Genomic DNA, 14754 nt, shown 5'->3' on the forward strand with positions numbered 1-14754 from the left:
GCCTCCGCGTCAGTCGTGGTCGGGGGCCTCGCCGCGGGCGCGGATGAGGGCGCGCAGCTCGGAGACCGCCTTCCGGGAGCGCGCCTTCTCCGTTCCCTGGATGCCCATCGCGCCGACGCTGTATCCGTCGGCCAGGTCGAGCTTGGGCCAGGGATCGCCCTCGGCCAGGTTCACGTCGAGCACCTCGGCCCACTCGAAACGGTGGGTCCGCAGCGCGTTGACGACCTTGATGCCCCGCTCGTCGGCCTCGACGCGGAGCCTGCCGAGCAGGTGCAGCACGGCCGCCACCGCGCAGCCGAAGAGGACCATGCCGATGCGATCGGGCAGCTTGAACTGCTCGGGCAGGATCACGGCGAGGATCAGCGCGCCCACGACCATCACCGCGGCCATGCCGTACGCGATGACGCGGGCCCGCCTGGGGCGCCAGGTCACCGGCAGCGGAGGCGGCGTCATGTCAGCCGTCATGGCTCACCACCCACTCGCCGAGGGCGTCGTGGCCGGTCAGAGGGGCGTCTGAGAACTTCTGCATGATCACCGAACTGCGTTGGTCGGAAGGGTCGCATGCAAGCTACTGCATGGATCAGGTGCCCAGGAGCGCGGGGCCACGCAGCAGGAGCGCGGTCTCCAGCGCGGCGACCGTGGCCTCGTATCCCTTGTCCTCGTGGCCGCCCGGCACGCCGGAGCGGTCGAGCGCCTGATCGAGCGTCTCACAGGTGAGCACCCCGTTGCCGACGGGGGTGGACTCGTCCAGCGACACCCTGGTCAGTCCGGCCGTGACCGAGTCGCAGACGTAGTCGAAGTGCGCCGTCTCGCCGCGGATCACCGCCCCCAGCGCCACGACCGCGTCGCACCTGCGCGCCAGGGCCTGCGCCACGACGGGGATCTCCAGCGACCCGGCGACCCTGATGACGGTCACCTCCGCGCCGCAGTCCCGCGCCGCCTGCTCGGCCCGCTCGACCAGACGGTCGGTGATCTCCGCGTGCCAGCGGGCCGCGACGATGCCGACGGTCAGCCCGCCCGCCTCGACCGGCGCCGCCTTCGGACGTCCAGCACCGCTCATTCCGAGTCCTCCCTGGGGATGTCGTGGCCGAGGCGGTCGCGCTTGGCCGTGAGGTACTTCTCGTTGTACGGGTTGACCGCCACGGGCATGGGCTCGCGGCCGATCACCTTGATGCCGTAGCCGTCCATGCCGCGCACCTTCGCCGGGTTGTTGGTCAGCAACCGCACGGATTTCACGCCGAGGTCGGCGAGCATCTGGGACGCGTTGGAGAACTCCCGCGCGTCCACCGGCAGGCCGAGCTCCACGTTGGCGTCGACGGTGTCGCTGCCGTTGTCCTGCAGGCCGTACGCGCGGAGCTTGGCGAGCAGGCCGATCCCCCGGCCCTCGTGCCCGCGCAGGTAGACCACGACACCTCGGCCGTCCTTGGCGATGGCCTCCATGGCGTGGTCGAGCTGCACGCCGCAGTCGCAGCGGAGCGAGCCGAGCACGTCGCCGGTGAGGCACTCCGAATGCGCCCGCACCAGGACGTTCTCCCCGTCGTCGAGGTCGCCGTAGACGAGGGCGAGGTGCTCGCCGCCGTCCAGGGCGCTGGAGTAGCCGTAGGCCCGCCAGACGCCGTACCGGTTGGGGATCCGGGTCTCGGCGACTCTGGCGACCATGCGCTCGGAGCGCTTGCGGTAATCGATGAGCTGCTCGATGGACACCAGCGCGAGGTCGTGCTCGTCGGCGAACTCCCGCAGGGCGGGCAGGCGCTTCATGGTGCCGTCGTCGTTGACGACCTCGGCCAGGGCGCCCGCCGGGGCCAGCCCCGCCAGCCTGGCCAGGTCCACCGACGCCTCGGTGTGGCCGGGGCGTACCAGCACGCCGCCGTCCCGGTACCGCAGCGGGAAGATGTGGCCAGGCCGGACCAGCTCGTACGGCTCGGTGGCCGAGTCGCAGAGGGTGCGGATCGTCCGCGCCCGGTCGGCGGCCGAGATCCCGGTGGTCACCCCGTCCCTGGCGTCCACACTGATCGTGTACGCGGTGCGCAGGCGTTCCTGGTTCTCGTGGACCATCAGGGGCAGGCCGAGCCGGTCCAGCTCGCCTCCCTCCATGGCCACGCAGATCACGCCGCTGGTGTAGCGGATCATGAACGCGACCAGCTCGGGCGTGGCCTTGGCCGCGGCGAAGATGAGGTCGCCCTCGTTCTCGCGGTGCTCGTTGTCGACGACGACGACCGGCTTGCCCTCGCGGATGTCGGCGACGGCCCGCTCGATCGGGTCCAGGCGGATGGTCATGCGGTGACTGCCTCCAGAGTGCGGGACTGGCGCAGCCAGTCGCGGAACCCGATCAGAACCATGACGAAGAAGACGGCGTAGACAGCGCCGGAGACGACGAGTCCCGACCGGAACGCCAAGGGGACGCCGACCAGGTCGACGGCGACCCAGAGCAGCCAGAAGTCGACCAGCGCCCGGCCCTGCGCCCAGGTCGCCACCGCGCTGCCGACGAAGATGTACGCGTCGGGCCACGGCGCCCACGACACGTCCAGGCCGCGGGCGTTGAGGAACTGGAAGAGCAGAGCGACCACGACCGTCCCCGCGGCCAGCACGGCGAGCAGCGCCACGCGCTCCCTGGCGGTGGCCGACCTGATGGCCAGGGGGGCGCCGTCACGGAGGCGGCGCGACCAGCGGATCCACCCGTAGACGGCGAGCACGCCGAACAGCGCCTGCTTCAGCGCGTTCCCGGTGATGTGGGCGCTGATCGAGGCCGCGAACAGCAGCACAGCGCCGGCGAGCTGCACCGGCCAGGTCCAGATCGTCTTCCTGATCGCGAGCCAGACCGTGGCCAGCGCGCACACGTTGCCCACGAGGTCGGCCCAGCGGACGTGCTGGCCGAGCACGCCGAAGCCCGCCTCCGCCCAGTTCACGGCCGGGTCCCCAGACCGTGCGCGCCGATGAGCTTCTCGACGTACTTGGCGATGACGTCGACCTCCAGGTTGACCGGGTCCCCCGGCTGCTTGCGGCCGAGGGTGGTCAGGTCCAGCGTGGTCGGGATCAGGCTGACGGCGAAGCCCCCGGAGTCCACCCCGGACACGGTCAGGCTGACGCCGTCCACCGCGATCGAGCCCTTCTCGACCACGTACCGGTCGAGGACGGCGGGGAGCGAGATCCGTACGATCTCCCAGTGCTCGGCGGGCTCGCGGGAGAGCACCACGCCGGTGCCGTCCACGTGCCCCTGCACGATGTGACCGCCCAGCCGCTGGTCGGCGCGTACGGCACGCTCCAGGTTGACGCGGGACCCCGGCACCAGCACGCCGAGGCAGGAGCGGTCCAGCGTCTCCTTCATCACGTCGGCGGTGAACACGTCGCCCTCGACGTCGACGACGGTCAGGCAGACGCCGTTGACCGCGATCGACCCGCCATGGACGGCGTCGGAGGTGACGACCTCGCCGCGCACCGACAGGCGTGCCGAGTCGGCGAGCGGCTCGACCGCGGCGATCTCGCCCAGTTCCTCGACGATTCCGGTGAACATCTCAGTTCTCCTTCGATGGTGCCGGCCGGAGGGACGCGGCGGCGCTCCCGGAGCCCTGACGGCCTCCCGGGCGGAGCACGACCCGCAGGTCCGGCCCGATGGGGGTGACATCCTCGATTTCGAGGCGGTGGATCTCGCCGATCGTGGCGACCCCGGCCGGGCCGAGCGCCGCCGCCCCCGCCCCGAGCAGCGCCGGGGCGAGGTAGCCGACGACCCGGTCCACCAGGCCCTCCCTGACGAAGGACCCGGCGAGCCTCGGCCCGCCTTCGAGCAGCACACTCACGACCTGCCTGCGGTGCAGTTCGGCCAGGAGCGCGCGGAGGTCCAGCCCGTACGGCGTGCGCGGCAGCCGTACGACGTCCCGGAGGTGCGGCGGCACGTCGACGTCGCTCGCCACGGCGACCAGGGTGGGCGCGGGGCCGGAGAGGACCCGGGCCCCCGCCGGGATCCGCCCGTCCGAGTCGACGACGACGCGCAGCGGGAGCCGCTCCGGCGGCTCCGCCTCCCCGGACGGTCTGGCGGTGAGCAGCGGGTCGTCGGCGAGGACCGTGCCGATCCCCGCGACGACCGCGTCGCACTCCGCCCGCAGGCGGTGCACGTCGGAGCGGGCCTCGGGCGAGGTGATCCACTTGCTGGTGCCGTCCTCCGCGGCGGACCTGCCGTCCAGGGTGGCCGCGAACTTCCAGGTCACGTACGGCCGGCGGGCCCGGACGGAGGTGAGCCAGGCCGCGTTGCCCCGCTCGGCCTCCTCGGTCAGCACGCCGGTGTCGACCCGGACGCCGCGTTCCCTGAGCCGGGTCACGCCTCCGGCGGCCACGGGGTTGGGATCGGTGACGGCGACCACGACCCGGGCGACGCCCGCGGCGAGGAGCGCCTCCGCGCACGGCCCGGTCCTGCCGGTGTGGTTGCAGGGTTCCAGCGTCACGTACGCCGTGCCGCCCCTGGCCCGCTCACCCGCCTCGCGCAGCGCGACGACCTCGGCGTGCGGCCCTCCGGCGTACGCGTGGAACCCCTCGCCCACGACCGAGGCGGCGGCGTCGAGGACGACGCACCCGACCACGGGGTTGGGGCTGGTCGTGCCGAGGCCGCGGGCCGCGAGCGCGATGGCGCGCCGCATGTGCGGGACGTCTCGGGGGTCCGCGGGATCCGTGGGAAACGCCTCATCGGCACGCGCGGGGATCTGCTCGCTCACCCCGGTCATTCCTCCTCGCCTGTGTCGCCAGGCGGGCCCCGGGGTGGATTGACGCGGCCACGCGTATGGCCACGTCAACGGATGACGCCCTCACAACCTGCCCGGCATCGCCGGACGGCCGTGGATCGGCCCCACCCGTTCGCGCGCTTCCTCCCATCCGGACTATGACCGTCGGTCCTGGAATCGCACCAGGTCCACCGGCCGATGGCTTCGGCCGGGTCGCGGACTTCACCGCGTTCCCGTGAGGAACGGATGTCACCGCCGGTTCGGAATTTCACCGACCCCGGAGCACGCTTGCTCTCTGTCTTCGATGGTCGCGGACCCGCGTATGGGTTCGCTACCGCTTATCAGTGTGCCATGGCCGGGCAAACCGGTCCCAACCCACCCCCCAAAGGTTTCCCGATCAGGTGCGGACGCCGCCGTACGCGGCCATGACCTCCCTGGCCCGCCGCGCGGACGGCGAGTAACGCATCTGGGCGGGCACCAGGCCGAGGCCCCGGTGCAGTGTCTTCAGTGTGGCGCTCGCCCACAGGTCGCCGAGCGGCGTGGCGGGCAGGCCGTACATGCGGCGGGCCCAGCGGGGCAGCGAGGCGAAGGCGAGCATCATGATCACGGGGAACGCGGGCTTGAGCGGGGCCAGGCGGAGCGGCAACGGCGCGTTGAGCGACAGCAGCAGCGGATGCGACGCCTCGGGCACGAAGTAGAGACCCGGCCGCTGCGCCTCCATGTAGTCGCGCAGTTCGGCGACGGATCCGGGGACGTCGTCGCCGCGCAGCCCGACGACCTCGGCCGCGCGCCGCCACTCGGCCACGAACCGGTCGGCGTCGGCGTCGCTCAGGGGGACGCCCGCCCGGCGGGCCACCGAGAGGTAGGAGTCGACCTCGCCCACGTGGACCCAGCGGAGGGCGTCGGGGTCGTCGAGGCGGAACCACTCGCCCCGGTCCGGATCGAACGCGGTCAGGGTGGCGTGGATCCGCCTGACCCTGGCCCCCGCCTTGGCCACCTCGGCGGTGGTACCGAACGTCCGCACGCGGACGAAGTCGGTGGTCCGCTGGAACCGCGCCCACGCCTCGGCCGGATCGAGGAGCGCGGAGTTCTGCGTGACGCCGCGCATCGCGCGCGGGTGCAGTCCCTGGAGCAGCAGCGCCCGGAAACCGCCGATCAGAAGGATCGGCTCGCCCATCACCCGCCAGGTCACCGACTCCGGCCCGAAGAGCCCGTTGTCGAGTCCGTTGTCGAGCCCGTCGCCGAGCCCGTCGTCCGCGCCGCCCGTACCGCCTGTGCCGCGCATGCCGGCCTCCCACCACGCGCCGAGAACGAAGCCGCCGGGCCCCTTACGGCCACCGGCCCCGCGATCGGCCTCCGGTAGGTACCCCAACAGGGCGATCACGACACCCGTGAAATCCGGATATCTCGGACTGCGCGCCGCTATTTCCGCATGTCTCGGTGATGTTGGAGTTGTGTCACGAATCTGTGACACAAATGCATTTACGTAACAGACATGATCGGGTACCACGTCCGCCCAGGTCAAGCATTCCCTCGGACACAAGCTGATTTACTTTGGGGCACAAAGTAGGCAAAAAATAGATGGCGGCGGCTCTCAGATTGACCTACGGAAAATAACTTGCCAAAGTTCCCTCAAGTCGGGCTTTCTTCCGATCTTTAATGTCCCTCCCGGGAGCACCTGCGCGATGACGATCCCTTCAGAGACCACCTCGGAGCCGGCCGCGGCGATCGCACCCGTCGCATCCGGCGGAGCCCCGGTCGGACGGTCCCCCGGTCAGCTGATGTGGCGGCGCTTCCGCCGGGATCCCACGGGCATGATCTCGGCGGTCATCGTCCTGTTCTTCATCCTGGTCGCCGTCGCCGCCCCGCTGATCTCCATGCTGTACGGCAAGGACCCCTACACGACGTACGGCCAGGACCGGCCGGACCTGCTGAACGAGTTCGGCTTCCCGCTCCTGCCCAACGGCGGCATCAGCTCGGAGTTCTGGTTCGGCATCGAGCCCGGCCTCGGCCGCGACGTCTTCATGCAACTCGTGTACGGCATCCGCACGTCGCTGCTGATCGCGCTGGCCGCCACCATCGCCACGACGCTGATCGGCATCGTGGTCGGCATCGTCGCCGGCTACGTGGGCGGCAGGACCGACTACTTCATCGGCCGCGTGATCGACGTCCTGCTGTCGTTCCCCTCCACTCTCTTCATCATCGCCTTCATGCCGGTGCTGGAGAACCTCATGGTCAAGCCGGACGAGGAGACACCAGTCTGGCTGCGGGCCACGGCGCTGATCATCTTCCTGACGGTCTTCGGCTGGGCCGGACTCGCGCGCCTGCTGCGCGGCAACGTCCTGTCGCTGCGCGAGCGGGAGTTCGTCGAGGCGGCCAAGGTCACCGGCGCCTCTCCCGCGCGGATCGTCTTCAAGGAACTGCTGCCCAACCTGTGGACCCCGATCCTGATCCAGTCCACGCTCCTGCTCCCCGCCCTCGTCACCTCCGAGGCCGCGCTGTCGTTCCTGGGCGTCGGCATGATCGAGCCCACCCCCGACTGGGGACGCATGTTCCTTCGCGGGACCGAGGTCTACACCGACGACATCACCTACCTGATGTTCCCCGGCATCGCCCTGCTGATCTTCGTGGTCGCCTTCAACCTGCTCGGCGACTCCGTGCGCGACGCCTTCGACCCCAAGATCAGACGCTGACCATCTCCGCCGCAGATCCCCCAGATTAGGAGCGATATGTCCATCCGAAAGCGGTCGACAGTGGCCGTTCTCGCCGTAGGCGTCCTGGCCCTCACCGGCGCCTGCGCCAAGGGCGGCAGCGGCGGGACGCCCGCCGGCGACGCCAAGCCCAGCGCCGCCTCGACCAACGGGCCGTCCGTCAACACGGCACCGAAGATCACCATCGGCACCGCGGACGACTCCAAGGGTCCCGCGATCGCGCCGGAGGGCGTCGTCAAGGGCGGCACGATCAACCAGATCGGCCGTGACGACCTCGCCCACCTCGACCCGGGCCGCATCTACAGCAACGTCGAGTCCAACTTCGCCCTGCTGTACGCCCGCCAGCTCACCGGCTACAAGCGCATCGCGAAGAACGACTACAAGCTGGTCGGCGACCTCGCCACCGACACCGGTGAGGTGTCCGACGGCGGCAAGACCTGGAAGTTCACGCTCAAGGACGGCGTGAAGTGGCAGGACGGCACCCCGGTCACCTCCGCCGACGTGAAGTGGTCCATCGAGCGGCTCTTCGCCGACTACAGCACCGAGGGCGCCCCCTACGTCCAGCAGTGGCTGACGGAGGAGGACTACAAGAAGGCCTACAAGGGCCCGTACGACGGCAAGGGCCTCGACAACCTCGAGACTCCCGACGACAAGACGATCGTCTTCAAGTTCAAGGAGCCGCACGCCGACGCCAACTACGCGCTGGCGATGACGACGTACGGCATCGTGCCCAAGGCTAAGGACACCAAGGAGAAGTACGACAAGGAGCCCTTCTCCAACGGCCCGTACATCATCGCCAACCATGTCACGGACAAGTCGATGGAGCTGGAGCGGAACCCGCACTGGGACCCGGCCACCGACCCAATCCGCGGCGCGTACCCGGACAAGTGGCACCTGGAGTTCGGCTTCCAGGCCCTCCAGGTCACCGACCGGTTCATCGCCGACGCTGGTGACGACAAGAAGACATTCAGCTTCTACACGTCGGTCGCACCGGAGCGGCTGCAGCAGGTGCTCTCCGACCCCACCTTCAAGCCGCGCCTGATGACCCAGGCGTCGCCGTACACCAGCTACTTCTACTTCAACCTCGACCGCGTCAAGGACATCAAGATCCGGCAGGCGATCAACTACGCGTGGCCGACGAAGCAGACGCAGCAGATCGCGGGCGGCCCGTCCTCCTCGGTGATCTCGACCAGCATCCTCAACCCGACCGTGTCGGGCTTCCAGGACTACGACCTCTTCAACAAGAAGACCAAGCCCGAGGGTGACATCGAGAAGGCCAAGGAACTGCTCGCCCAGTCGAGCAACCCGAACCCGACGATCGTCTACGCCTACAACCAGACGCCGACGCAGGAGCGCATCACCGTCGCGATCAAGACGGCGCTGGAGAAGGCCGGCATCAAGGTCGTCGCCAAGCCGCTCAACACCAAGACCTGGTACGACTCGGTCACCAAGGTGGACAACGGGTTCGACCTCTACTGGGGTGGCTGGGGCGCCGACTGGCCCACCGCCGCCACGGTCTTCCCGGTCATCTTCGGCCCGGTCACCGACGGCGCGCAGAACATCTCCCACCTGAAGGACCCGGCCATCCAGGCGGAGATCAAGCGCATCCAGGGCCTGAGCGACGCCGAGGAGGCCAACAAGGCCTGGGGCGCCCTCGACAAGACCATCATGGAGACGGTGACGCCGCTGGTCCCCGACCTGAACGACATCGCCAACTCCCTGCACGGCTCGCTGATCGGCGGCGCCGAGATCGACCCGATCAGCTGGGTCGTCACCCCGAACACCATCTTCGTGAAGCAGTAAGCCACGCCTCCGGGGCGCCCCTCACGGGGCGCCCCGGAGCACCGCACAGGAGCTCCAGTGCTTCGTTTCCTGACTCGTAGAAGTCTCGGCGCGGCGTTCATCCTGCTGATCGTCGCCGCCGTGACGTTCTTCCTCTTCTTCGCCGTGCCCGGCGACCCAGCCAGGCTGGCCTGCGGCAAGGTCTGCCCGCCGGAGACGCTCGCCCAGGCCAGGCACAACCTCGGCCTGGACCAGCCGATCTTCGTCCAGTTCGTCGAGTGGTTCTTCGGGATCTTCGCCGGCCGTGAGTACGAAGGGCTGGGGCACTGCCCGGCGCCCTGCCTGGGCTATTCGTTCGTGAACCGGGAGCCGGTCTTCAGCACGATCGTCGACCGGTTGCCTGTGACGATCTCGCTGACCATCGGCTCGGCGATCATCTTCCTGATCTTCGGCGTCGGCACCGGTATCATCGCCGCGCTGAAGCAGGGCAAGCCCCTCGACAAGATCGCCAGTATCTCGTCGCTGATCGGCGCCTCGGTGCAGATCTACTTCATCGGCACCCTCGCCATGTACTTCCTCGTCTTCCAGTGGCAGGTCATCGAACGGCCGCGCTACGTGCCGATCACCGAGGACCCCATCGGCTGGGCGTACGGCCTGATGCTGCCGTGGGTCGTCCTGGCGATCATCTTCACCGCCAACTACACCCGTATGACGCGCTCGACCATGGTCGAGCAACTCGGCGAGGACTACGTCCGCACGGCACGGGCGAAGGGCATGTCCGCGCGCACGGTGGTGCTGCGGTTCGCGCTGCGCGGCACGCTCACCCCCATCGCGACGATCTTCGGCATCGACCTCGCCGGCCTCATCGGCGGCGCGATCATCACCGAGACGACGTTCAGCCTGCAGGGCATCGGCCGCCTGTCGATCCAGTCGGTCAACAACAGCGACCTGCCCATGCTGATGGCCACCGTCCTGCTCGCCGCCGCCGCGATCGTCGTACTCAACGTCATCGTGGACGCGCTCTACGCCGTCATCGACCCGCGCGTCCGCCTCAGCTAGGAGCAACAGCTTGACCGCCGTCACGCTCACCGAGACAGGCCCGGGCCGCCGGGGCGACTCCTTCCTGTCCGTCCAGGACCTGCACGTCTCCTTCTCGACCGAGGACGGGACCGTCAAGGCGGTCGACGGGCTCTCCTTCGAGGTCGAGAAGGGCACGACGCTCGGCATCGTCGGCGAGTCCGGCTCCGGCAAGTCCGTGACGAACCTCGCGATCCTCGGACTGCACAACACCGAGCACGCCGAGATCGGCGGCGAGATCTGGTTCGAGGACCAGGAGTTGGTCGGCGCGAGCCGTACGACCCTGGAGCGGCTGCGCGGCAACCAGATCGCCATGATCTTCCAGGACCCGCTGACCGCGCTGTCGCCGTTCCACACCGTGGGCCGCCAGATCGGCGAGGTCTACCGCAAGCACAAGGGCGCGAGCAAGCGCGAGGCACGCGACCGGGCGATCGAGATGCTCGACCGGGTCGGCATCCCCAACGCCAGGGTCCGGGTGGACGACTACCCGCACCACTTCTCCGGCGGCATGCGGCAGCGCGTGATGATCGCGATGGCGCTGGTCTGCGACCCCTCCCTGGTCATCGCCGACGAGCCGACCACCGCGCTCGACGTGACGGTGCAGGCCCAGATCCTCGACCTGCTCAAGGACCTCCAGGACCAGATGGGCACCTCCATCATCCTGATCACGCACGACCTCGGCGTGGTGGCCCAGGCGGCCCACAACGTGCTGGTGATGTACGCCGGCCGGGCCGTGGAGCGGGGCACCGTCCGCGAGGTGCTCGGCGCGCCCCGGCACCCGTACACCTGGGGGCTGCTCTCCTCGGCGCCGCGGCTCGGCTCGTCGGTCGACGTGCCGCTCAAGCCGGTGCGGGGAACGCCCCCGAGCCTGCTCAACCCTCCCTCGGGCTGCCGGTTCCACCCGCGATGCGACTACCTGAAGCAGGTCGGCCCCGACCTGTGCTCCACGGAGCAGCCGGAGCTGTCGCCGGAGACCGGGCACGCCGACGCGTGCTACCTCACGCTGAAGCAGAAGCAGGAGATCTACACCGAGCTCATGGAAGGCCGCTGATGGAACCGCTGCTGGAGCTCAAGGGGCTCACCAAGTACTTCCCCGTGACCGGCGGCTTCGTCATCAAGCGCCAGGTCGGCAACGTGCACGCCGTGGACGGCGTCGACATCAAGGTGGGCGAGGGCGAGACGGTCGGCCTGGTCGGCGAGTCCGGCTGCGGCAAGTCGACGCTCGGCCGGCTGGCCGCCCGCCTGTACGAGCCGACCTTCGGCAAGGTGCTCTACCGGGGCCAGGACATCAGCCACGCCTCCCGCCGCGCGCTGAAGCCGATCCGGCCCGAGATCCAGATGATCTTCCAGGACCCGTACAGCTCGCTGAACCCCCGCCAGACCGTGGGCACGATCATCCGCGGCCCCATGGAGATCAACGGCATCAACCCGCCCGGCGGCCACGAGAAGCGGGTCAGGGAGCTGCTGGAGACCGTCGGACTCAACCCCGAGCACTACAACCGGTTCCCGCACGAGTTCTCGGGCGGCCAGCGGCAGCGCATCGGCATCGCCAGGGCTCTCGCGCTGAACCCCAAGCTGATCATCGCGGACGAGCCGGTCTCCGCGCTCGACGTGTCCATCCAGGCCCAGGTCGTCAACCTGCTCCAGGAGCTCCAGCGCGACCTCGGCATCGCGTTCCTGTTCATCGCGCACGACCTCGCCGTGGTCCGGCACTTCTCCCAGCGCGTCGCGGTGATGTACCTCGGCAAGGTCGTGGAGGTCGGCGACCGCGAGTCGATCTACGAGCGGCCCCGGCACCCGTACACGCACGCGCTGCTGTCCGCCGTCCCCGAGGCCACGGTGGACGACGAGCCGCGCCAGCGGATCCGGCTCGCTGGCGACGTGCCCTCCCCGATCAACCCGCCCACCGGCTGCCGGTTCCGCACCCGCTGCTGGAAGGCCCAGGACCGGTGCGCCGAGGAGGTGCCGCCGCTGATCCAGGTCGCGGGCAACCGCGAGGGCCACCTCACCGCGTGCCACTTCCCCGAGGCGCCCACGACGCACGGCGAGGACGTGGTGCTCGACCCCGCCCTCGCCTGACCGACTCGCCCTCACCTGACCGACTCGCCCTCACCGGACCGGCCACGCTCCCGCCTGACCGGTCCCGGCGCGGTCGAAGCGCGGGCGCCGTCCGCCGGGGCCCGCGCCCTCCCGGGCCGGCCGGGCCTACGACTGCTGGGCGCCGGCGGCGAGTGCCCGCAGGTCGCGTACGGCCTGGGCGGCGTCGTGCGCCCCGTAGACCGCGCTCCCGGCCACGAACACGTCGGCCCCGGCCTCGGCGCAGCGCTCGATCGTCTCCGCCGAGACGCCGCCGTCCACCTGGAGCCACACCTCGCCGCCGTGCTTCTCGATCAACGCACGGGCGCGGGCCAGCTTGGGCAGCACCACGTCGAGGAACTTCTGGCCGCCGAAGCCCGGCTCGACCGTCATCACGAGCAGCATGTCGATCTCGGGCAGCAGATCCTCGTAGTAGTCGATCGGCGTCGCCGGGTTCAGCGCGAACCCCGAGCGCGCCCCCGCCGACCGGATGGCGCGCAGCGTACGCACGGGCGCCTTGGCCGCCTCGGCGTGGATGGTCACGCTGCCCGCACCCGCCTCCGCGTACGACGGCGCCCACCGGTCCGGGCTCTCGATCATGAGGTGGCAGTCGATCGGGAGCGACGTCGCCTTGAGCAACGACTCGACGATGGGCAGGCCGAGGGTGAGGTTGGGCACGAAGTGGTTGTCCATGACATCCACGTGCAACCAGTCGGCGATGCCCTCCACCCGCGTCGCCTCGTCGGCGAGCCTGGAGAAGTCTGCGGACAGGATGCTGGGCGAGATCTGTACGGCCATGATGCCCGAGTTTAGCCGGGACCGCCCCTGGTCCCGCCCCTGGTGCCGCCGCGGGAACCCCCGCGGCGGGACCCGCCTCAGCCGCCCGCGCGGCTCACCCCACCGGCGGCGGAGCGGCGCGCGTCACCGGCGGCGGAGCAGAGCGAGGAACATCGCGTCGGTGCCGTGGCGATGCGGCCAGAACTGGGCGTACGGGCCGTCGCCGAGGCCGGGAACCTCCGGGAGGAACTCCCTGGCGTCCAGCAGTTCGGCCCGCCCGGTCCCCTCCCCCGTGAAGTCGCCCACCACCGCGCGCGTCTCAGCGAGATGCGGCGAGCACGTCACGTAGGCCACCACCCCGCCGGGCCGTACGGCGTCGAGCGCGGTGGCGAGCAGCCGGCGCTGCAACGCGGTGAGCTCGGGGATGCTGCGCGGGTCACGCCGCCAGCGCGCCTCGGGCCGGCGGCGCAGCGCGCCCAGGCCGGTGCAGGGGGCGTCCAGCATCACCCGGTCGAAGGCGCCGGGCCGCCACGGGGGCTCGGTGCCGTCCGCCACGATGACCTTGGCCTCGGCGGTGGCCCGCCAGACCAGCCGGGCACGGTGGTACTGCACGTCGGCGCCGAGCAGGTGTGCCCCCCGCTGGGTCGCCACCGCGTCCAGCAGCCCGGCCTTGCCGCCCGGCCCCGCGCACATGTCGAGCCAGCGCGCGTCCCGGTCCAGCGGAACCCTGGTGAGGGCGAGGGCGACCAGCTGGCTGGCCTCGTCCTGCACGGCCGCCCGCGCCTCGCCCACCGCCACGATCGCGCCCGGGTCGCCCTCGGGCAGGTAGGCGCCGTACGGCGAGTACGCGGCGGGTTCCGCCCCTGCGGCGACCAGCTCGTCCAGCGAGCACCGGCCGGGCCTGGCCACCAGAGCCACCCTGGGCCGGTCGTTGTCGGCGGCGAGGAGGGCGGCGGTCTCGTCGAAGTCGCCGCCGACGGCGTCCCGCAGAGCGCCCACGACCCAGCCGGGATGGCTGTAGGTGACCGCCAGGTTGCCGACGGGGTCGTCCTCACGCGGCGGCGCGACGATGGGCAGCCACTCGTCGAGCGTCCGGGTCGCGACCTTGCGCAGCACGGCGTTGGCGTACCGGGCGGGGCCGCCGCCGACGCGGAGCCGTACCAGGTCGATCGTCGCGCTCACCGCCGCGTGCGGAGGGATGCGGGTCCGCAGGAGCTGGTGGACGCCGAGCCGGATCGCGTCGAGCAGCGGCGGGTCCACGTCCTCGGGAGCGCGGTCGCTGCACATGGCGATGATCTCGTCATAGGTGCCGAGCCCGCGCAGTGTCCCGTACGCCAACTCGGTGGCGAGCGCGGCGTCCCTGCCGGTGATCTTCCGCTGCCGGAGCATCGTCGGCATCAGCAGGTTGGCGTACGCGTCGCGCTCGTCCACCGCCCGCATCAGGTCGTAGGCGGCGTTGCGCGCCTCGTCCCTGACCGGCCTGGACGGGCGGCGCGGCCCACCACCGCGGCCCGGCCGGTTCTGGCCGCCGCGCTCCTGGCCGCCGCGGCTCTGGTTGCCCCGTTCCTGGCCGCCGCGGTTCTGGCCCGGACGGTTCTGGCCGCGGTTGTCGCTGTTCACGG

The 14754-nt window shown here is 70.6% G+C and carries 14 protein-coding genes and 1 riboswitch; of the genes, 5 read left to right on the forward strand and 9 right to left on the reverse strand.

Annotated elements, in window-relative coordinates; genetic code table 11:
• Positions 1 to 9: 9 nt before the first annotated feature.
• From AB0I59_RS08530 to AB0I59_RS08560, 7 genes are all read right to left on the reverse strand, one after another.
• Complete coding sequence (locus AB0I59_RS08530) at positions 10 to 465, reverse strand: PH domain-containing protein (RefSeq protein WP_061256726.1); 456 nt, start codon at positions 463 to 465, stop codon at positions 10 to 12.
• Between the two features lie 115 nt (positions 466 to 580).
• A complete protein-coding gene (gene ribH, locus AB0I59_RS08535; protein WP_061256724.1) occupies positions 581 to 1060 on the reverse strand; it encodes a 6,7-dimethyl-8-ribityllumazine synthase in 480 nt (159 codons plus the stop codon).
• Positions 1057 to 2277 (reverse strand): bifunctional 3,4-dihydroxy-2-butanone-4-phosphate synthase/GTP cyclohydrolase II, encoded by a 1221-nt coding sequence (locus tag AB0I59_RS08540; protein ID WP_061256722.1) that lies wholly within the window; start codon positions 2275 to 2277, stop codon positions 1057 to 1059. The genes ribH and AB0I59_RS08540 overlap by 4 nt, the downstream gene beginning before the upstream one ends.
• A complete protein-coding gene (gene pnuC, locus AB0I59_RS08545; protein WP_061256721.1) occupies positions 2274 to 2906 on the reverse strand; it encodes a nicotinamide riboside transporter PnuC in 633 nt (210 codons plus the stop codon). Before pnuC ends, AB0I59_RS08540 begins: the two co-directional genes overlap by 4 nt.
• The gene (locus AB0I59_RS08550; protein ID WP_061256718.1) at positions 2903 to 3511 is read right to left on the reverse strand and encodes a riboflavin synthase; all 609 of its coding nucleotides are present in this window, start codon (positions 3509 to 3511) and stop codon (positions 2903 to 2905) included. Before AB0I59_RS08550 ends, pnuC begins: the two co-directional genes overlap by 4 nt.
• Before the next feature lies 1 nt (position 3512).
• Positions 3513 to 4703: a bifunctional diaminohydroxyphosphoribosylaminopyrimidine deaminase/5-amino-6-(5-phosphoribosylamino)uracil reductase RibD gene (ribD, locus tag AB0I59_RS08555; protein WP_358131477.1), complete on the reverse strand. Its 1191-nt coding sequence runs from the start codon at positions 4701 to 4703 to the stop codon at positions 3513 to 3515.
• A gap of 139 nt (positions 4704 to 4842) precedes the next feature.
• Positions 4843 to 4999: riboswitch (FMN riboswitch) on the reverse strand.
• A 107-nt stretch (positions 5000 to 5106) separates the two neighbouring features.
• On the reverse strand, positions 5107 to 6093 hold the full coding sequence (locus AB0I59_RS08560) for an oxygenase MpaB family protein (protein ID WP_358131479.1): 987 nt from the start codon (positions 6091 to 6093) through the stop codon (positions 5107 to 5109).
• 301 nt (positions 6094 to 6394) lie between these two features.
• On the opposite strand from AB0I59_RS08560, the gene AB0I59_RS08565 reads away from it, so the two are divergent.
• From AB0I59_RS08565 to AB0I59_RS08585, 5 genes are read left to right on the forward strand one after another with little or no spacing between them, the layout of a single operon-like run.
• The gene (locus AB0I59_RS08565; protein WP_082776962.1) at positions 6395 to 7402 is read left to right on the forward strand and encodes an ABC transporter permease; all 1008 of its coding nucleotides are present in this window, start codon (positions 6395 to 6397) and stop codon (positions 7400 to 7402) included.
• A gap of 36 nt (positions 7403 to 7438) precedes the next feature.
• Positions 7439 to 9223 carry an ABC transporter substrate-binding protein gene (locus tag AB0I59_RS08570; protein ID WP_063818785.1) on the forward strand — a complete coding sequence of 595 codons (1785 nt, stop codon included), beginning with the start codon at positions 7439 to 7441 and terminating at the stop codon, positions 9221 to 9223.
• Positions 9224 to 9280: 57 nt separating this feature from the next.
• Complete coding sequence (locus AB0I59_RS08575) at positions 9281 to 10261, forward strand: ABC transporter permease (RefSeq protein WP_061256712.1); 981 nt, start codon at positions 9281 to 9283, stop codon at positions 10259 to 10261.
• Between the two features lie 10 nt (positions 10262 to 10271).
• The gene (locus AB0I59_RS08580; RefSeq protein ID WP_061256710.1) at positions 10272 to 11330 is read left to right on the forward strand and encodes an ABC transporter ATP-binding protein; all 1059 of its coding nucleotides are present in this window, start codon (positions 10272 to 10274) and stop codon (positions 11328 to 11330) included.
• Entirely contained in the window at positions 11330 to 12358 is a 1029-nt protein-coding gene (locus AB0I59_RS08585) for an ABC transporter ATP-binding protein (RefSeq protein ID WP_358131483.1), read from the forward strand. Before AB0I59_RS08580 ends, AB0I59_RS08585 begins: the two co-directional genes overlap by 1 nt.
• A 126-nt stretch (positions 12359 to 12484) precedes the next feature.
• Here the strand turns inward: AB0I59_RS08585 and rpe are convergent, their stop codons facing one another.
• A complete protein-coding gene (gene rpe / locus AB0I59_RS08590) occupies positions 12485 to 13153 on the reverse strand; it encodes a ribulose-phosphate 3-epimerase (RefSeq protein ID WP_061256706.1) in 669 nt (222 codons plus the stop codon).
• 123 nt (positions 13154 to 13276) lie between these two features.
• On the reverse strand, positions 13277 to 14752 hold the full coding sequence (locus tag AB0I59_RS08595) for an RsmB/NOP family class I SAM-dependent RNA methyltransferase (RefSeq protein ID WP_061256847.1): 1476 nt from the start codon (positions 14750 to 14752) through the stop codon (positions 13277 to 13279).
• Positions 14753 to 14754: the final 2 nt, after the last annotated feature.

The sequence above is a fragment of the Microtetraspora glauca genome (genome assembly GCF_040656155.1).
In the GTDB taxonomy this organism is placed as follows: domain Bacteria; phylum Actinomycetota; class Actinomycetes; order Streptosporangiales; family Streptosporangiaceae; genus Microtetraspora; species Microtetraspora glauca.